The organism is Ochrobactrum sp. SSR (assembly GCF_030067775.1).
Taxonomy (GTDB): domain Bacteria; phylum Pseudomonadota; class Alphaproteobacteria; order Rhizobiales; family Rhizobiaceae; genus Brucella; species Brucella teleogrylli.
Genome location: NZ_CP125969.1, coordinates 2,229,527 through 2,247,916, shown reverse-complemented (window position 1 = coordinate 2,247,916; position 18,390 = coordinate 2,229,527). Strand labels below are relative to the sequence as shown.

Below are 18,390 nucleotides of genomic sequence, written 5' to 3'. Positions count from 1 at the left end.
TTTCCTGCTCAGGCGATTCCGCTTCCCCAATTTATGAAGTAGGCTCTCCCTCAAACAGCCGACGATGGAGCGGAACGCATGAGTGACTTTAGGGAACCGAGAACACGTCTGGATGAGGGACGCGATTATGACCCCTATCGCCTGAGCAGCCCGCGTATCGTTATATTATCCATGGTGATCTTCCTCATCATCGTTGCCTTTCTGGCAGCGGTGCTGATGCGGCAGATCCATACTTTCTTCGTTACCAATCCCGGCCTAAACGGCCTCATTCTCGGCGTCCTGCTGGTCGGCATATTGCTGGCTTTCGGGCAGGTTCTGCGCCTTTTGCCCGAAATTCGTTGGGTCAATTCCTTCCGCGATGGCGACCGCGACGGCACCACCCGCCCGCCGGTCCTGCTTGCGCCGATGCGCGCGCTGATCGGACGTCGGCAATCGATGGCGCTGACGACCACGTCAATGCGCTCGATCCTCGATTCCATCGCGACACGCCTTGATGAAAGCCGCGACATCTCGCGTTATCTCATCGGGCTTCTGGTTTTCCTCGGCCTGCTCGGCACGTTCTGGGGCTTGCTAGAAACGGTTGGCTCCATCGGGCGCACCATCCAGACGCTGGACCCAAGCTCTGGCAGTACCGGCGATGTGCTAGATGCGCTGAAGGCCGGTTTGCAGGCGCCGCTGTCCGGCATGGGCACCGCTTTCTCGTCGTCGCTGTTCGGTCTGTCGGGTTCGCTCATTCTGGGCTTCCTCGACCTGCAGGCGGGCCGCGCCCAGAACCGTTTCTATACCGAGCTCGAAAACTGGCTTTCCTCCGTGACCGATCTTGGTTCCGACCTCAACGCCGAAAATGGTCAGGCAGGCGAACTGCATGCATTGGCCGAGCGGCTGAAGACGCAGGGCGGCGATTCCACCCAGCGCACGACGGCTGCGCTCGCCAATCTGGCCGAGGGTATTCAGGGTCTGGTGAAAAGCATGCGTAGCGAACAGCAGATCATGCGTGACTGGGTGGAAAAGCAGGCTGACGAGCAAAAGGCTATCCGCCAGACGCTCGACCGGCTGTCCAAGGCCATTGGCGCGACGTCGCACGAACGCAAGTCTGATCGCAACGATACACATCAAAGCGATAAGGCGGAGTAAGGCTCATGGCTCTTGCCCGCAACCGCCGCCAGCAAAGACATGTCGATTACTGGCCGGGCTTCGTCGATGCGCTGACGACGCTGCTTCTCGCCATCATGTTTCTGCTCACAGTCTTCGTGCTGGCGCAGTTTCTGCTCAGCCGCGAGGTCAATAATAAGGACAGTGTGCTGGCCCGCCTCAACAGCCAGATTCAGGAACTGACCCAGCTACTATCGCTGGAGAAGAGCAATTCGCAGGACATGCAGGACACCATCGCCAATCTGCAAGCCTCGCTCTCCTCTGCCGAAAGCGAGCGTTCGCGCCTGCAAACGCTGCTGAACGAGGGCAGCGGCGCGGGTGCTGCTGCAGAAAAGCGCGCCGGTGAACTGTCGGAAAGCCTTGACGCCGAAAAACAGGTCAGCGCCCGCGCGCTCAGTCAGGTGGAATTGCTGAACCAGCAGATTTCCGCCTTGCGCCGCCAGATTGCGGCACTGGAAGACGCGCTCAACGCATCAGAAAGCCGCGACCGCGAATCGAACGCCAAGATTGCCGACCTTGGCAAGCGCCTCAATGTGGCGCTGGCCCAGCGCGTGCAGGAACTGAACCGCTATCGCTCCGACTTCTTCGGGCGCTTGCGTGAAATTCTCTCCGACAAGGACAATATCCGCATTGTCGGCGACCGTTTCGTCTTCCAGTCGGAAGTGCTGTTCCCGACGGGATCGTCGGACATCAACCCGGCTGGCGAAGTGGAGATGAAGAAGCTCGCCGACGCGGTAATCGAGCTGAACAAGGAAATCCCGGACGATATCAATTGGGTGCTGCGCGTGGATGGCCACACCGACAATGTGCCGCTCGCCGGTACGGGACGTTTCCGAGACAATTGGGAGCTGTCTTCGGCCCGCGCGACGGCGGTCGTCAAATTCCTGATCGCCAATGGCGTTCCGGCCAACCGCCTCGTGGCGGCAGGCTTTGGCGAGTATCAGCCGCTGGAAGCCTCGGATTCACCTGATGCCCGCGCCCGAAACCGCCGCATCGAGTTGAAACTGACCGAGAGGTAAACAAAAGGGACGTAAAAGCATTTCCAGCAAAAGTGCGAAGCGCCTAAGCAGGGAAATCAGTCCCCCGGACTGATTTCTGTTCCTGCTTCGATGCGTTCGGAAATGCGTATGGATAAAGCGCCCCTTTCTTTCGAGCCCCGCTTAGTACACCCCTGCCCCGACTTCGAATTGCAGCTTGGCCAGACGCGCATAGATGCCGCCGCGCTCCACAAGGCTCTGATGGGTGCCTTCTTCGACGATCCGGCCTTTATCGAGCACAAGAATGCGATCCGCCTTCAGCACCGTTGCAAGACGGTGCGCGACCACCAGCGTCGTGCGTCCCTGCATCAGCCCGTCGAGAGCCTTCTGCACCAGCATTTCGCTTTCTGCATCGAGCGCCGAGGTGGCTTCATCCAGCAACAGGATCGGCGCGGCGCGCAGGATGGCGCGAGCAATGGCAATACGCTGGCGCTGTCCGCCAGACAATGTTACCCCGCGCTCACCGACTTCCGTGTCATAGCCATTGGCGAGCGCCATGATGAAATCATGCGCCAGTGCAGCCTTGGCTGCAGCCTCGATTTCCGCATCGCTCGCACCCGGCCTGCCGAAGCCGATATTGTCGCGGATCGAGGTCGCAAAGATCGCCACATCCTGCGGCACCATGGCCACGCGCCCGCGCACGGCTGCCGGATCGGCCTCCGGCAAGGCAACGCCATCCATCAGCACCTTGCCGGACTGCGGATCATAATAACGCATCACCAGCGAAAACACCGTGCTCTTCCCCGCACCGGACGGGCCGACAATGGCAACCGTTTCGCCGGGTTTGACCGCAAAGCTCACGCCATTCAGCGATGGCGCATCAGGGCGCGTCGGATAGGAGAAATAAACGTCATCGAAGACGATCTCACCACGCGCCGGCTCCGGCAAGGAAACCGGATTGCGAGGCGCTGAAATGTCCGGGTCTTCATCCAGAATTTCAGCCAGACGCTCTGTTGCACCGGCCGCCTGCGCCAGTTCACCGCCGACTTCCGAGAGGGCGCCGAAGGCGCTGGCCGCGAAAACCGCATAGAGCACGAACTGACCGAGCGTGCCCGGCGACATGGTGCCGGACAAAACATCGCGCGAGCCGAACCACAGCACCGCAACCACGCTGGAAAAAATCAGAAAGATGGCGAAGGCCGTCAGCACCGCCCGCGCCTTGATGGACGAGCGCGCCGCCTGATAGGCGTTTTCCACGGCATGGGCAAACCGCCCGACCACCATGTTTTCATTGGTGAAGGCCTGCAAGGTGCGCATCGCGCCAATCTGCTCGCTGGCATAGGCATTGGCATTGGCGAGCATATCCTGCGTCAAACGCGAGCGGCGGCGCACGGAACGCCCGAAAGCGATCAGCGGTACGACGATCACCGGAATGGCTGCAATCACCAGCACGGAGAGTTTCGGGCTTGTGACAACCATCATGGCCAGTGCGCCGACACCCAAAATGACATTGCGCAGCGCGACCGACGCGGTGGCACCCACCACCGATTTGATCTGTGTCGTATCGGCGGAAAGCCGCGACACGATTTCGCCAGACTGCGACCGGTCGAAGAATTCCGGCGAAAGCGCTGTCACATGCGCGAAGACCGCATTGCGCAAATCGGCCACGACCCGTTCACCCAGAGAGATCACGAAGAAGTAACGCAGCCCCGACGCAACCGCCAGAACCAGCGCCAGCAGCACCAGCATCCCGAAATAATTGTTTACGAAAATGGCGTTGGCGCCGGTGAAGCCGTGATCGATCATGCGGCGCAGCGCGACCGGCACTGCGAGCGTCGTGACGGCGGCCAGAACCAGCGAAAAGAGAGCGCCGATAACCAGCAGCTTATAGCGGGCGACGAACGGAACCATGCGCCGCAGAGGCTTGAGGGAGCGGCGCTTGCGCGCCTCGTCTGCATTCGATTCCGGATTCACACCAGTTGGATTATTATGATCGGCCATTCTTGAGATTGTGCCCTTGTTATTGCCGTGCGCCTGATGTATAGGCTCGGCAACCCTTTTGGAAGCCGTCACCTGCGGGTGATGGGTCTTCGTAAATGCCATTGGGCGAAAGTGCCGCAGTTTTGACATTCAGGCTGCGCTTTTCTTCCAGACTTTCAGGCCAGACTATCAGGATTGAGAAGATGAAAGCCAATATCCATCCCGACTACCACACCATCAAGGTCGTGATGACCGATGGCACCGAATACCAGACCCGTTCGACCTGGGGCAAAGAAGGCGATACGATGAACCTCGATATCGACCCGACCACCCATCCGGCCTGGACTGGCGGTTCGCAGACCCTGCTCGATCGCGGCGGTCGCGTTACGAAGTTCAAGAACCGTTTCGGCAACCTCGGCATCTAATACCAGGTTACCTATTCGGAAAACCCCGCTTCGGCGGGGTTTTTTATTGCCTGCACTTTGCCAGAAGCAGGCAATAAAAAACTCCCGGACAAACTTGTGTTTTGACCGGGAGCTTCGATAGTGCATGAGCGGCTATAATCAGGCGCTGAGCTTTTCCATCACTTCGTCGCTGACTTCGAAGTTGGTGTAGACGTTCTGCACGTCGTCATCGTCTTCCAGCGTGTTGAGAAGCTTGAGAACGGAGCGGGCCTTTTCTTCGTCCAGCTCGGTATTGGTCTGTGGCTTCCAGATCGTCTTGATCGATTCGGCCTCGCCAAGAGCAGCTTCAAGCGCCTTCGACACTTCGCCGATATCTTCGAATGCGCAGATGATGACGTGTTCTTCTTCGCCGGATTGCACATCCTCGGCACCAGCTTCGATAGCCGCTTCCATGACCTTGTCGGCATCGCCGACAGAGGACTTGTAGACGATTTCGCCAACGCGATCGAACATGAAGGAAACCGAACCGGTTTCGCCCAGCGCGCCACCAGACTTGGTGAAGGCTGCGCGGACGTTGGACGCGGTGCGGTTGCGATTGTCGGTCAGCGCTTCAACGATAACCGAAACGCCACCGGGGCCGCGGCCCTCATAGCGCACTTCATCATAGTTTTCGCCGTCATTGCCGGCGGCCTTCTTGATGGCGCGCTCAATGTTATCTTTCGGCATCGACTGCGCTTTGGCGTTCTGAATCGCCAGACGCAGGCGCGGATTCATCGTCGGGTCAGGCAGACCCTGCTTGGCGGCGACGGTAATCTCGCGTCCGAGCTTGGAAAACATTTTCGACCGCACGGCGTCCTGACGGCCCTTGCGGTGCATGATGTTCTTAAACTGTGAATGGCCAGCCATGGCACCCCTGTTCTGTTCTAATCGTCGCGCACGGAAAAGCGTTACGCATGAACAGACAATCTCACGCAGAGAGTATCACACAAGCGGGGCCGCAAGTCCGGCCACAATGCTTTCCGTGCAGAATGGCGGCGTTATAAGGAATTGAGCCTCATTCGTCCAGCAAAAGCGCGGATCGAGGCCCTCACCTGTCAAAAAATTCAATAAGGCTCGACCCGGGCGACAAAGCAGCTTATCGATAAAATCATGAATCAACGCCCGCAAGCCCCATCCCCGAAGGCCCCGAACGAGACCATCGCTGCCCGTATCAGCCGGGTTCTGGCTGACCGTATCATCGAAGGGGAAATCGAGCCGGGCACCAAATTGCGGCAGGATCACATCGCCGAAGAGTTCCAGACCAGCCATGTGCCGGTGCGTGAGGCGTTTCGGCGGCTGGAAGCGCAGGGGCTGGCCGTTTCGGAGCCGCGCCGGGGTGTGCGCGTCGCCTCCTTCGACATTGGCGAGATTCGCGAAGTGGCGGAAATGCGCGCAGCGCTCGAAGTGCTGGCTTTACGGCATGCGGCGGCGCACATCACCCGCGCCACGCTTGATGCTGCCGAACGCGCCACGCTCGACGGCGACAAATCACGGGACGTGCGAAGCTGGGAAGACGCCAACCGGCGCTTTCACCGGCTCATTCTGGAACCATGCCGGATGCCACGCCTGCTTGCCGCCATTGACGATCTGCATGCGGCCAGCGCGCGGTTTCTGTTTGCGACCTGGCGGTCGGAGTGGGAAGCACGCACCGATCACGATCACCGGGCGATTCTCGATGCCCTGCGCAAGAACGACATCGACCACGCCGCCGCCATTCTCGCCCGTCATGTGCAATGGATTGGCCACCGCCCGGTCAGAACGGCCTCCGGCAAGATGCGCGATTCCTTTGCGATTGTCGGTTAAAGCACATCCCGAAAAGTGCAAAGCGGTTTTCGGATAAGATGTGCGCCGAAAACAATTAGCTAGCGCGGTTGCGACGACTCAATCGTCGCTGGAACCGCTCTAGCGCCAGAATTCCGGGATAGTTTCTTCCAGACGCGCGCCGATGCGCAAAGGTGCTGCCTTTTCGGCAAGGCCGGTGCGGTCGGAGATTTCAATACCGACACCGCAAATGGTCGCCGGACCATTGGCTGCTTCAAAACGCCCCTTCGGCACCTTGGACAGAAAGCGGTTGAGCGGCTCTTCCTTGTCCATACCAAGTGACGAATCGTAATCGCCGCACATGCCCGCATCCGACATATAGGCCGTGCCATTGCGCAAGATCTGGCAATCGGCGGTCGGCACATGCGTGTGCGTGCCGACGACAGCACTCGCACGGCCATCGACGAAATGGCCGAAGCACTGCTTTTCGCTGGTTGCTTCCGCATGGAAATCGAAGAACACGGCATCGGCCTGCTCGCCCAGCGGACAGGCTTCAAGGATCTTCTCCGCCGCGATAAACGGATCATCCAGATCGGGATGCATGAAGACGCGCCCCATGACATTGGACACGAGCACGCGCGCGCCGTTCCTGGCGATGTAAAGTCCCTCGCCCTTGCCTGCCGTTCCTTTCGGAAAATTGGCCGGGCGTAGGAAGCGGTCCTCGCGCTTGGAGAAATCGAGCGCCTCGCGCTGATCCCAGACGTGATTGCCGGTGGTCACGACATCCGCGCCAGCGCGGATCGTTTCATGAAAAATCTCTTCGGTAATGCCAAAACCGCCCGCGGCGTTCTCGCCGTTGACGATCACGAAGTCCAGCTTCAGATCGGAAATCAGCCCCGGCAGCTTTTCATAAACTGCCGTGCGCCCCGACCGGCCCACCATGTCACCAAGAAAAAGCAATCTCATGAGATGAGCCTTATAAGCCTGCGCCCAGCGAACGCAAGCCGCTCTCCGTCAGTATCTGGTTGAGCGCGATATCGTGCGGCTCGTCGGGCACATGCTCCACTTGCTGACAATCATAGGCCATGCCAATGAGCAAGGGCTGCAAACCACGTTCGGCAAACCGTGCCAGCGCGCGATCATAATGTCCCGCACCATAGCCCAGACGATGCCCGCGCGGGTCGAAACCGGCAAGTGGCATCAGCATGATGGTCGGGTCCACCAGCGGCGCTCGTGCATCGGGACCCATCGTGCCGAACCCTGTCTGCACAAGCTGCGCATCGGGCAGAAACTCGCGGAAGGCAATGGTTTCCTTGTCCAGCACCACCGGCAGGCAGAGCCTTGCGCCCTTGCCGCGCAGGACGGACAGAAGCGGACGCGGATCAATTTCAGAGCGGATCGGCCAATAGCCCGCCACGAGCGTTCCCTTGGGAATGACCAGCGCCTCTTCGCCGTGTTTCGCAGCCGCGAGCGAGGCTTCATACTGGTAACGGGGTTCCAGCGCATCGCGGCGGGCAAGCACGGCACGCCTGAGCGCCTGTTTTTCCTGACTGCCATCCGGAGCCGCTGCTGCCATCCCCAAAACCTCTCCATTTGCATAATCCGACTGTAACAGTGGAACCGCAATGAGACGATCCGTCAAGTGATGGATCAGACAGCGTCGGCAATCCGCTCCGACCGGTCACGGATCACCTTCAGCACGACGCCATGAAAATCATTGAGAAACACCTTGCCCCACAGGTCGCAATAGAAGTCGATCGGCGTTGCGATGCGATAATGCGTGGTCAGCGTCAGGCGGGTGCGGCCATCGGGCAGAGGCTCCAGCCGGTAGTCGCCATTGGCCAGTTGAAGATAGCTGCTGTTCACCTTGATATGGGCTTCGACGGCTGCGGGAATGGAGCCCGGGCCGAAGCGGAAATCCCAGGCCAGCAGGCGGTTTTCCTCCCACTGCGTCACGATCTCCTGAAAAGTCACCCGGCGCGTCCATTGCAACTGGCGCACGGCGCCCACGCCCTCCCCTTCGATGCGCGCATCGACCGGCTGCGGCACGCCCACAATACCATGGCTGAATGTCCAGGACAGTTCATCGGCGCGCACATTGCGGATTTCGACGGTCTGCTTCCACACCACTTCCGGCGGTGCGGCAATATCGATCACCGTCGTCACCGACCCGTCATGCGGGGCATAGGAAAACTGAAGCTCTGCCGGAAAGACGGCCAGCGGCAGGGCGACCACCAGCATTGTCGAACGGCGCGAGCGGAGCTTGCGGATGATCCACAGCGTCAATGTCGAGCCGAGTGTCGAGAACACCACGAAGAAGGGCGCAGCGATCACCACGCAGATGCCCGCTTCGTGGAACAGCACCATGCTGACAACGACCAGCCCGCCTATGATGGCCCAGCCCATGCGGACATGCCGCCACAGGTCTTTTTCGGCACGCGGGTCGGCCAGACTGGATGCGAGGCTTGCCACCGCCATCGGCAGCAGCATAAGCCCGGCAAAGAACGGCATCTCATCGTCAGCCGCACCGGACCAGATCAGCATGTATAAAATCAGGCCATAGGCGAAAGCCACCGGCACGGCGACCGACAGTCTTTCAAATGGGCGCGGCTTTTGGGGCGGTGCAACTTGGGGAGATTCCATCGGAACATGCGAATAATTAAGGTTTATCGCATGTTTACGGGCAATGCGTAGCACAGATCAAGTCTTGAGGACTGGATTTTCATACGCATTGCAAGATGAAAGGAAAGCGGCGACCACGACAACCGATGGTAGTGATTGATCCCGGGAACCTACAAAGTAGGTGGGCACCATATGCGAAAGCCCGCAAGCCTTCACAGGGACAGTTCCCTTAGAGATCAATAAGGCCCCGGGGATGCTGTTACACCTGTCGGGAAGCGCAGTACGCCGCTGATGAATATAGTCGCTCGCAACGGGCTGCGCCAGAGGCTGCGAGGCTTTCACCGCGAAATCTTTTCAGAAAATTCAGAAAGCGCTTAGCTTATGAACTGGCGCGTGGCGCAATGCGGGACGCCACCTGTTCCAGACGCGACGCGACATCCGACAGTATGCCGGTTAGCGCCGCATCGTTGCTGTCGGCGCGCCCGAGCGCTTCATCACGCGCGCGGCGCAGCGTCTCGACTTCGCTTTCCAGACCATTGATGCGCTTCTGCATCTCGGCCATCTCGTCCATCACCATGATCCCGGCCATGACGGTCAGGCGCAAATCGCCGATCTCTCCGAACGACGATTTGAGATGCGTGACATATTGATCGAAACGGTCGGCAAGTCCGCTGAGGTGCTCTTCCTGCCCCTCATCGCACGCCATGCGATAAGCCTTGCCATCGATGGTTACGGTAACGGTCGCTATGATAGCCTCCTATCGATCCAGAACGGCGCGAATGGTTTCCATCGCCGTGACAAGGCGCCGCGACACTTCGCGGTTGGCAGCTTCAAGCCGCTCTGCACGGGCTTCGGACTGGTCGAGTTCCTGAGCGAGACGGCTGCGGTCAGCATTCATGCGCTGCACCTCTTCCTCGGCTTCGGCGAAATCGCCTTCCTTGTCCAGCCGCAGATCAACCGCGCCTTCGAGCGTGTTGAGTGCTTTTTCCAGCCGTTCCAAAACTTGCCTGAGGGTCGCTTCGGGTGCCATCCATGTCCTTTCTGATGCCATTCAACGGCATCGAATCGCGTCTGCCGGACAGGCCTCTTTGAAAAGATTGTAATAATCGACCGCCGGATAAGCAACAAATGAGGTGTCCATATGAGCTTTCATGCACCGTTAATCGGTGCAAAAATGGCTTTTGAGCGATTATCGGGCTGCTTTCCACAGAACTCAATCGATTAGTCGCAGACAGTTTATTGCCCAAAAGCCACGCATTTATTGACTCCTCATGCGCAGGTGCTATGTGTCCCGGTGCCTTCTGGAGTACGGACCCGAAAAACGGAGGACGGTTTTCGGCGCCATTCGTGCTCAGCCAAAAGGCATCGCCGCAACCCCGTTAAACCCTCCCATGGAAAGACGGCTGAGACCATGAGCAATTCCGACAAACAAAATCAGTTGGCCAACGCAATTCGCTTCCTCTCGATGGACGCGGTTGAGAAAGCCAATTCCGGCCACCCCGGCCTGCCGATGGGCGCAGCTGACATAGCGACGACGCTTTATACCCGTTTCCTTTCGCACGACCCGCAGAACCCGCATTGGCCGGATCGCGACCGTTTCGTGCTGTCAGCCGGTCACGGCTCGATGCTGCTTTATTCGCTGCTCTATCTTTCGGGCTACGAAGACATCACCATCGATGAAATCAAGAATTTCCGCCAGCTCGGCTCGCGTACCGCCGGTCACCCGGAATACGGCCATGCTGCCGGCATCGAAACGACGACCGGCCCGCTCGGCCAGGGCATTGCCAATGCCGTTGGCATGGCGCTCTCCGAACGCATCCTGAACGCACAGTTCGGCGATAGCCTCGTCAACCACTACACCTATGTGCTTGTCGGCGACGGCTGCCTCATGGAAGGCATCAGCCAGGAAGCCATCTCGCTGGCCGGTCACCTGAAGCTCAACAAGCTGATCGCCTTCTGGGACGACAACAACATTTCCATCGACGGCCCGATCTCGATGGCCGACAACACCAACCAGCCAGCCCGTTTCGCTGCTTCCGGCTGGAACACCTTGGCTGTTGACGGTCACGATCAGGAAGCCATCGCCAAGGCCATCGAACTGGCCAAGGTTTCCGACAAGCCGACCCTGATCGCCTGCAAGACGACCATTGGTTTTGGCGCACCGAACAAGGCCGGCACCAACAAGGTGCATGGCTCGCCGCTCGGCGCGGAAGAAATCGCAGCCACCCGCAAGGCGCTCGGCTGGTCGGCAGAACCTTTCGTCGTTCCGGCTGAAGTTCTGGACGCATGGCGCGTGGCTGGCCTCAACGCCGCCAAGAAGCGCCAGGAATGGGAAAAGCGCTTCGCCGCTGCCGACGCGGAAACCCGCGCAGAATTCGAACGCCGCATGCGTGGCGATCTGCCTGCCGGTTTCGATGCGGCCATCGTCGAATACAAGAAGAAGCTTTCTGCTGAAAAGCCGAAGGTCGCCACCCGCAAGTCTTCGGAAATGGCGCTGGAAGTCATCAACGGCGTCGTACCGGAAACCATCGGCGGCTCTGCCGATCTCACCGGTTCGAACAACACCAAGACCAGCCAGACCAAGGCAGTGACGCCGGAAAACTACGGCGGCCGTTATGTCCATTACGGCATCCGCGAACTCGGCATGTCGGCAGCCATGAACGGTATCACGCTGCATGGCGGCCTGATCCCTTATTCCGGCACCTTCCTGACCTTCTCGGATTATGCGCGTCCGGCCATGCGTCTGTCGTCGCTGATGGGCATCCGCGTCATCTATGTCATGACGCATGATTCCATCGGTCTGGGCGAAGACGGCCCGACCCACCAGCCGGTCGAACATCTGGCAGCACTGCGCGCCATTCCGAACCACAATGTCTTCCGTCCGGCTGACGCTGTGGAAACGGCGGAATGCTGGCAGATCGCCCTGCAGTCGACCAAAACCCCGTCGACGCTGGCCCTGACCCGTCAGAACCTGCCGGTCGTGCGCACCGAGCATCGCGAAGAAAACCTCTCCGCTTACGGCGCTTACGAACTGGCGACCGCCAGCGACGACGCCAAGGTGACGATCTTCGCCACGGGCTCGGAAGTGGAAATCGCGCTCAAGGCCCGCGACCTTCTCGAAGGCAAGGGTATTGCCACACGCGTGGTCTCGGTGCCGTGCTTCGAACTGTTCGAAGGCCAGAGCGACGCCTACAAGCAGGCAACCATCGGCAATGCGCCGGTCAAGCTTGCCATCGAAGCGGCAATCTCGCTCGGCTGGGAGCGCTTCATCGGCGAAGACGGCATTTTCATCGGCATGAAGGGCTTCGGCGCTTCGGGTGAGATCAACGATCTCTACAAGCACTTCGGCATCACGGCAGAACACGCCGTTGCAGCCGCGGAAAAGAAGCTCAACGCCGCAGCATGATTTTTGAACGCCGGCGTCTCAAAAACGCCGGCGTTTAAGTTTCCGGTCAGTGCCGCGCGGGATTTGTCCGAATGCCCGGCACTGACTGAATTATGAAGCACTGCAAGTGCAGTATCCTATCGGGAGATTTACAGAAAATGGCAGTTCGCGTCGCAATCAACGGTTTTGGCCGCATTGGCCGCAATGTTCTCCGCGCCATCGTGGAATCGGGCCGCACCGACATTCAGGTCGTCGCGATCAACGATCTCGGCCCGGTGGAAACCAATGCGCATCTTCTGCGCTATGACAGCGTCCACGGCCGTTTCCCCAAGGAAGTGAAGGTCGCTGGCGACAGCATCGACGTCGGCTATGGTCCGATCAAGGTGCACGCCGTTCGCAACCCGACCGAACTGCCGTGGAAGGAAGAAGGCGTCGACATCGCGCTGGAATGCACCGGCATTTTCACCGCGCGTGACAAGGCGGCAATGCATCTGGAAGCTGGCGCCAAGCGCGTCATCGTTTCGGCTCCTGCCGACGGCGCTGACCTGACAGTCGTTTATGGCGTCAATCACGACAAGCTCACCAAAGAGCATCAGGTCATCTCCAACGCGTCGTGCACCACCAACTGCCTTGCGCCGGTGGCACAGGTCCTCAATGATGCCATCGGCATCGAAAAGGGCTTCATGACCACGATCCACTCCTATACGGGCGACCAGCCGACGCTGGACACCATGCACAAGGATCTCTACCGCGCCCGCGCGGCAGCGCTCTCCATGATCCCGACCTCGACGGGTGCAGCCAAGGCTGTTGGTCTCGTGCTGCCGGAACTGAAGGGCAAGCTGGACGGCGTCGCTATCCGCGTCCCGACCCCGAATGTCTCGGTCGTTGACCTGACCTTCATTGCCAAGCGTTCGACCACCGTGCAGGAAATCAACGACGCGATCCGAGCAGCCGCCAATGGCCGCCTCAAGGGCATCCTCGGCTACACGGACGAGCCGCTTGTCTCGCACGACTTCAACCACGATCCGCATTCCTCGGTCTTCCACATGGACCAGACCAAGGTCATGGACGGCACCATGGTTCGTATCCTGTCGTGGTACGACAATGAATGGGGCTTCTCCAACCGTATGGGCGACACCGCCGTCGCTCTCGGCAAGCTGATCTAAGCCCCGTGGCCTGACTATGTTTCGCGCCCTTCTCCCCACTGTCGCCCGCTGGCGTCCGCTGGAAGGAGAAGGGCTCGAACATTTGAATCTTGCGCCCGCGGGCCGCAATATTCATGCCGAAAGCGTGGTGATCGGCAATCGCGGCGGCGATGCTTACGGTGTCCGCTACAGCATCGACTGCGACAGCACCTGGCGCGTTCTTCATTTCCTTATCGAAACCACATCCGGCCAGAAGCTGGAATTCTCCTCCGATGGCGAGGGCCATTGGCAGTCGGTGACTGGCGAGCCTTTGCCGGAATTCGACGGCTGCATCGACATCGATCTGGCAGGAACGCCCTTCACCAACACACTGCCAATACGCAGGCTTGGCCTGACACCGGAAAGCGGCACCGTTCAGCTGGACATGCTTTATGTGCCGTTCGACAGTTTTCAGCCCCTCCGCGACAGCCAGCGTTACCGCTGTCTGGAAGAAGGCAGGCTCTATCGTTACGCGGCGGCGGACCGCTCTTTCACCGCCGATCTACCCGTCGATGAAGACGGGCTTGTTACCGATTATCCAACCCTGTTCCAGCGTCTGCCTGGTTAAGCCAAACTGTCAGAGCGATAAGGCTTCACCACGCGCCGGAACAAGCCAGGGAGAAAACTTATGGGTTTCCGCACTCTCGACGACGCCGACGTCAAATCCAAACGCGTTCTGGTCCGCGTTGACCTCAACGTGCCAATGGCCGACGGACAGGTGACCGACCTCACCCGCATCGAGCGCATCGTTCCAACGATTGCCGAACTGTCGAAGAAGGGCGCAAAGGTCATTCTGCTCGCCCATTTCGGTCGCCCGAAAGGCGTTGCCTCCGACGAAAATTCGCTGAAGCATGTCGTGAAGCCGCTCGCCAAGGTGCTCGGGCCCCATATTTCTGGTCGGGGCGTCCATTTCGCGGAAGACAGCATCGGTGACAAGGCCAAGGCCGCTGTCGATGCGCTGAAGGACGGTGACGTTCTGCTTCTGGAAAACACCCGTTTCCACAAGGGCGAGGAAAAGAACGATCCAGAATTCGTCAAGGCGCTGGCCGCCAATGGCGATCTCTACGTCAATGACGCGTTTTCGGCTGCCCACCGCGCCCATGCCTCGACCGAAGGTCTGGCCCATGTCCTGCCTGCTTTTGCCGGTCGCGCCATGCAGGCCGAGTTGGAAGCGCTGGAAAAGGGCCTCGGTAATCCGGCCCGTCCGGTTGTCGCCATTGTCGGCGGCGCCAAGGTCTCGACCAAGCTCGACCTTCTTTCGAACCTTATCGAAAAAGTCGATGCGCTGGTGATCGGTGGCGGCATGGCCAATACGTTCCTCGCGGCACAGGGCCACGATGTCGGCAAGTCGCTTTGCGAACATGACCTCGCCCATACGGCGCGTGAAATCATGGCCAAGGCCGAAACCACCAAATGCGCCATCATCCTGCCGGTCGATGCGGTTGTGGGCTGGCACTTTGCCGCCGATACGCCGAACAAGACCTATGGCGTCGACGCTGTACCAAGCGATGGCATGATCCTCGACGCAGGTGCGTTGTCCACCGATCTGATCGCCTCGGCCATCGACGATGCGGCAACGCTGGTCTGGAACGGCCCGCTCGGCGCATTCGAACTGCGCCCGTTCGACACCGCGACGGTCAAGACCGCCAAGCATGTCGCGGCCCGCACCAAGGCTGGCAAGCTCGTTTCGGTCGGCGGCGGCGGTGATACGGTCGCGGCGCTGAACCATGCCGGTGTGGCCGACGACTTCACCTATATCTCGACCGCAGGCGGCGCTTTCCTGGAATGGATGGAAGGCAAGCCGCTTCCGGGCGTCGATGTGTTGAAGAAATAAAGCATTTCCAGCAAAAGTGCGAAGCGCCTACGCGGGGAAATCAGTCCACTAGACTGATTTCTGATCCCGCTTCGATGCGCAGGACAATGCGGAAGAACAAATCAAAGGCCCCGGAAACGGGGCCTTTTTCAGTTCAAGATTTCGGCGTCAGTTTTAATAGGCGTCCGGGATCATCATCCTCGATCAGCCAGATCGCGCCGTCTGGACCAACGGCCACGTCGCGGATGCGATTGCCCATATCGAAGCGCTCGGCTTCGTCCGGCTGGCCCTTGCTGTCGAAAGCGACACGCACCAGCGCCATCGAAGAAAGACCGGCGATCAGGGCGGAACCGTCCCACGCCTTGAACAAATTACCCTTGTAGAAGGTCAGACCGCCCGGCGAAATCACCGGATTCCAGTAGACCCGCGGCGCTTCGAATTCCGGGCGCGTGCTGTGGCGCGGGATCGGCCTGCCGCTGTAATTGTCGCCATTGGAAACCACCGGCCAGCCATAATTGAGGCCGGGTTTGATCAGATTGAACTCGTCGCCGCCGCGCGGCCCCATCTCGTGTTCCCACAGCGTGCCATCGGGCGCGAAGGCCAGCCCATAAGGATTGCGGTGACCGGTCGTCCAGGTCAGGCCGCGAATGCCACCCTCCCCCGCATTGGGATTATCTTGCGGCACGGACCCGTCCAGATTCATGCGGAGAATCTTGCCCATCGGGGCCTTGTCATCCTGCGCTGTGGCAGGCTGCATACGGTCCCCGACCGTGAGAAACAAATGCTTGCCGTCCGGTGCGAAGGCGATCTTTCCGCCCGGCTGACCGCCCTTGGCGACCACATCCTGCTTCCACAGCGTGGTCAGGTCTTCAAGCGTGGCCTTGTCGCCGCTCTCTGCCAGTCTCGCCCGCGCCAGCACCACGCTGCTGCCGCCGTCCGCAGGTTCGTTATAGGTGAAATAAAGCGCCTTGCTCTTCGCGAAATCCGGCGCAGCCTCTATGTCGAGCAAACCGTTCTGCCCGCCAAAGGCAACCTTGGGCACGCCCGCAACTTCGGACTTTCTACCCATCTCTGTGACAATGAAAATCTTTCCGGGTTTTTCCGTCACGACCAGACGGCCATCGGGCAGGAACGCAATTGCCCACGGCGTGTTGAACTCCGCAACACTTGTGACGGTGAATGGCGCTTCGGCCTTGGTTTCGCGGTCGCCCGCATTGATGCTGGCGGACCAGGCGGATTGCATCGGAATAGATGTAACCGATGCGGCGAGAGCAAATAACAGGCTAAGATGAGCGGCGCGCATGTCTTCTCCTCGGAGGCGTTGGGCGATGAGAACGGCAGGTTATCGTTACATGGGGTCTTGTCGCCCAGATGAAACCCCTCACCGTAAAAACCTTGAACCGGCCTCGTTCGACTGGCGACAAGAAAACATGTCCAGTCTAAATCGTTTAAAAAATTTTCAATCGTTTCAATCAGTTGCGCATGCCATCTTTTTTACCGGACACTTCTGCCATCGGCGATAAGTCATCAATTTCCGATGCCGACCGAGGCGAACTCCAGTCGGCCGGTTCTGAAGAGGAGCTTACGAATGACCGAACGTCTTGAAGATATTGCGATTGCCCTGGTCGCTTCCGGAAAGGGCATTCTGGCTGCTGACGAGAGCTCCGGAACCATCAAGAAGCGCTTCGATTCCATCAATCTGGCATCCACGGAAGAGACGCGCCGCGACTACCGCGAGATGCTGTTCCGCGCCGACGATGCGATGAAGAACTATATTTCCGGCGTCATTCTTTACGATGAGACCATCCACCAGAAAGCCAAGGACGGCACGCCGCTCAACGACATCATCCGCAATGCGGGCTCGATTCCGGGCATCAAGGTCGATGCGGGCGCGAAGCCTCTGGCTGGTTTCCCCGGGGAGACTATCACCGAAGGTCTGGATGGCCTGCGCGAACGCCTGAACGAATATCACGGCCTGGGGGCGCGTTTCGCCAAATGGCGCGGCGTCATATCAATTTCCGACGCTTTGCCGACATGGGGCGCGGTCAGGCAGAATGCACAGGCGCTGGCGCGCTATGCTGCGCTTTGTCAGGAAGCTGGAATTGTGCCGATTGTCGAGCCGGAAGTCCTGATGGATGGCAAGCCGGGCGATCACAGCATCGACCGCTGCTATGAAGTGACCGAGCTGGTTCTAAAGACGGTTTTTGCCGAGCTTTATGACGCCCGCGTCAAGCTGGAAGGCATGATCCTGAAGCCGAACATGGTTCTCGATGGCAAGAATGCGCGCAAGGCGTCGGTCGAGGAAGTGGCTGAAAAGACCGTGCGTTGCTTCCTCAACACCGTTCCCGCCGCAGTTCCGGGCATCGCCTTCCTGTCCGGCGGTCAGACGGGCGAAGAGGCGACAGCGCATCTCTCGGCCATGAATGAAGCTTACGACATGCCGTGGAAAATGACATTTTCTTACGGACGCGCCTTGCAGGCGGCAGCCCTCGAAGCGTGGGGTGGCAAGCCGGAGAACGTCGCCGCCGGTCAGCGTGCCTTCACCCACCGCGCCCGCATGAACGGCCTTGCCGCAACCGGCGGCTGGAAAAAAGAACTAGAACAGGCAGCCTGATTTTTTTCAGGGCAGCGATAGAAAGGATAAGCCCGGTTTTGGGCCGGGCTTTTTCATGATTCGTGGAAATGAAAACCGACAGCCAGCGCCATGACGAATATGGCGATGACGGCAATTTTCCAGAAATCGCCGCGACGCTTCAATCCCGGCAGGCCGAGCGGTTTGATGATGTGCATTCCCATCAAAAGGACAAGCAGCACAGGCAAAACTTTGGTCACGGGCGACACCTCTCCCCTCCTTGTGACGCAGGCGCTTGCGAGCTGCAAGTCTTCTTGTTCTATTCCAATCTTCATCTTAAGTCCCATGGACGAAGCTTCACGGCTCGGCGTAAATTAAGGATGGAGGAGATGAAAGCGCACGGAGAAATCCGGGAGGATGCCGGTCTGAGGAGGCCGCGCTCGCGCTGACATCGGATGAAAAATCGCACCTTGGAACGTCCGTCATGCGGGCGGTGCGCGG

Annotated in this window: 18 protein-coding genes and 1 other RNA gene; 9 read left to right on the top strand and 10 right to left on the bottom strand. The window is 59.4% G+C overall.

Annotation, left to right across the window (positions count from 1 at the left end; all coding sequences use genetic code 11):
• Window positions 1-78 precede the first annotated feature (78 nt).
• Window positions 79-1,134 (top strand): MotA/TolQ/ExbB proton channel family protein, encoded by a 1,056-nt coding sequence (locus tag QLQ11_RS10605; protein ID WP_109369755.1) that lies wholly within the window; start codon window positions 79-81, stop codon window positions 1,132-1,134.
• A gap of 5 nt (window positions 1,135-1,139) precedes the next feature.
• A complete protein-coding gene (locus tag QLQ11_RS10600; RefSeq protein WP_109369756.1) occupies window positions 1,140-2,171 on the top strand; it encodes a peptidoglycan -binding protein in 1,032 nt (343 codons plus the stop codon).
• Window positions 2,172-2,312: 141 nt separating this feature from the next.
• Here the strand turns inward: QLQ11_RS10600 and QLQ11_RS10595 are convergent, their stop codons facing one another.
• The gene (locus QLQ11_RS10595; RefSeq protein WP_109369757.1) at window positions 2,313-4,232 is read right to left on the bottom strand and encodes an ABC transporter transmembrane domain-containing protein; all 1,920 of its coding nucleotides are present in this window, start codon (window positions 4,230-4,232) and stop codon (window positions 2,313-2,315) included.
• 80 nt (window positions 4,233-4,312) lie between these two features.
• On the opposite strand from QLQ11_RS10595, the gene rpmE reads away from it, so the two are divergent.
• Window positions 4,313-4,534, top strand: coding sequence for a 50S ribosomal protein L31 (gene rpmE, locus QLQ11_RS10590; RefSeq protein ID WP_078339491.1), 222 nt, complete (start codon window positions 4,313-4,315; stop codon window positions 4,532-4,534).
• Between the two features lie 138 nt (window positions 4,535-4,672).
• Here rpmE and QLQ11_RS10585 read toward each other — a convergent pair whose 3' ends face one another.
• On the bottom strand, window positions 4,673-5,419 hold the full coding sequence (locus QLQ11_RS10585; protein WP_078339492.1) for a YebC/PmpR family DNA-binding transcriptional regulator: 747 nt from the start codon (window positions 5,417-5,419) through the stop codon (window positions 4,673-4,675).
• A 243-nt stretch (window positions 5,420-5,662) separates the two neighbouring features.
• On the opposite strand from QLQ11_RS10585, the gene QLQ11_RS10580 reads away from it, so the two are divergent.
• Complete coding sequence (locus QLQ11_RS10580) at window positions 5,663-6,355, top strand: GntR family transcriptional regulator (RefSeq protein WP_109369758.1); 693 nt, start codon at window positions 5,663-5,665, stop codon at window positions 6,353-6,355.
• A gap of 99 nt (window positions 6,356-6,454) precedes the next feature.
• Here QLQ11_RS10580 and QLQ11_RS10575 read toward each other — a convergent pair whose 3' ends face one another.
• The 6 genes from QLQ11_RS10575 to QLQ11_RS10550 all read right to left on the bottom strand — a co-directional run bounded on the left by QLQ11_RS10575 (window position 6,455) and on the right by QLQ11_RS10550 (window position 9,965).
• The gene (locus QLQ11_RS10575; RefSeq protein WP_109369759.1) at window positions 6,455-7,279 is read right to left on the bottom strand and encodes a TIGR00282 family metallophosphoesterase; all 825 of its coding nucleotides are present in this window, start codon (window positions 7,277-7,279) and stop codon (window positions 6,455-6,457) included.
• A 10-nt stretch (window positions 7,280-7,289) separates the two neighbouring features.
• The gene (locus QLQ11_RS10570; protein WP_109369760.1) at window positions 7,290-7,889 is read right to left on the bottom strand and encodes a 5-formyltetrahydrofolate cyclo-ligase; all 600 of its coding nucleotides are present in this window, start codon (window positions 7,887-7,889) and stop codon (window positions 7,290-7,292) included.
• 74 nt (window positions 7,890-7,963) lie between these two features.
• Entirely contained in the window at window positions 7,964-8,956 is a 993-nt protein-coding gene (locus QLQ11_RS10565; RefSeq protein WP_283735949.1) for an SRPBCC family protein, read from the bottom strand.
• A gap of 107 nt (window positions 8,957-9,063) precedes the next feature.
• Window positions 9,064-9,222, bottom strand: a non-coding RNA gene (gene ssrS, locus QLQ11_RS10560) — 6S RNA.
• A 92-nt stretch (window positions 9,223-9,314) separates the two neighbouring features.
• Window positions 9,315-9,683 (bottom strand): cell division protein ZapA, encoded by a 369-nt coding sequence (locus QLQ11_RS10555; protein ID WP_109369762.1) that lies wholly within the window; start codon window positions 9,681-9,683, stop codon window positions 9,315-9,317.
• Window positions 9,684-9,692: 9 nt separating this feature from the next.
• Window positions 9,693-9,965: a DUF4164 domain-containing protein gene (locus QLQ11_RS10550; protein ID WP_109369763.1), complete on the bottom strand. Its 273-nt coding sequence runs from the start codon at window positions 9,963-9,965 to the stop codon at window positions 9,693-9,695.
• Window positions 9,966-10,346: 381 nt separating this feature from the next.
• Here QLQ11_RS10550 and tkt point away from each other — a divergent pair, with 381 nt between their 5' ends.
• The 4 genes from tkt (at window position 10,347) to pgk (ending at window position 15,338) form a co-directional block, all read left to right on the top strand.
• Window positions 10,347-12,341 carry a transketolase gene (gene tkt / locus QLQ11_RS10545; RefSeq protein ID WP_109369764.1) on the top strand — a complete coding sequence of 665 codons (1,995 nt, stop codon included), beginning with the start codon at window positions 10,347-10,349 and terminating at the stop codon, window positions 12,339-12,341.
• Window positions 12,342-12,478: 137 nt separating this feature from the next.
• The gene (gene gap / locus QLQ11_RS10540) at window positions 12,479-13,486 is read left to right on the top strand and encodes a type I glyceraldehyde-3-phosphate dehydrogenase (protein ID WP_109369765.1); all 1,008 of its coding nucleotides are present in this window, start codon (window positions 12,479-12,481) and stop codon (window positions 13,484-13,486) included.
• Window positions 13,487-13,502: 16 nt separating this feature from the next.
• A complete protein-coding gene (locus QLQ11_RS10535; RefSeq protein WP_109369766.1) occupies window positions 13,503-14,072 on the top strand; it encodes a putative glycolipid-binding domain-containing protein in 570 nt (189 codons plus the stop codon).
• Between the two features lie 60 nt (window positions 14,073-14,132).
• Window positions 14,133-15,338: a phosphoglycerate kinase gene (gene pgk / locus QLQ11_RS10530; protein WP_109369767.1), complete on the top strand. Its 1,206-nt coding sequence runs from the start codon at window positions 14,133-14,135 to the stop codon at window positions 15,336-15,338.
• 133 nt (window positions 15,339-15,471) lie between these two features.
• On the opposite strand, the gene QLQ11_RS10525 is transcribed toward pgk, so the two are convergent.
• Window positions 15,472-16,620, bottom strand: coding sequence for a PQQ-dependent sugar dehydrogenase (locus tag QLQ11_RS10525; RefSeq protein WP_124915884.1), 1,149 nt, complete (start codon window positions 16,618-16,620; stop codon window positions 15,472-15,474).
• Between the two features lie 285 nt (window positions 16,621-16,905).
• Between QLQ11_RS10525 and QLQ11_RS10520 the strand changes: the two genes are divergently transcribed.
• Complete coding sequence (locus QLQ11_RS10520) at window positions 16,906-17,931, top strand: class I fructose-bisphosphate aldolase (protein ID WP_124915886.1); 1,026 nt, start codon at window positions 16,906-16,908, stop codon at window positions 17,929-17,931.
• Between the two features lie 53 nt (window positions 17,932-17,984).
• Here QLQ11_RS10520 and QLQ11_RS10515 read toward each other — a convergent pair whose 3' ends face one another.
• Entirely contained in the window at window positions 17,985-18,149 is a 165-nt protein-coding gene (locus QLQ11_RS10515; protein WP_167836096.1) for a hypothetical protein, read from the bottom strand.
• Between the last annotated feature and the right edge of the window lie 241 nt (window positions 18,150-18,390).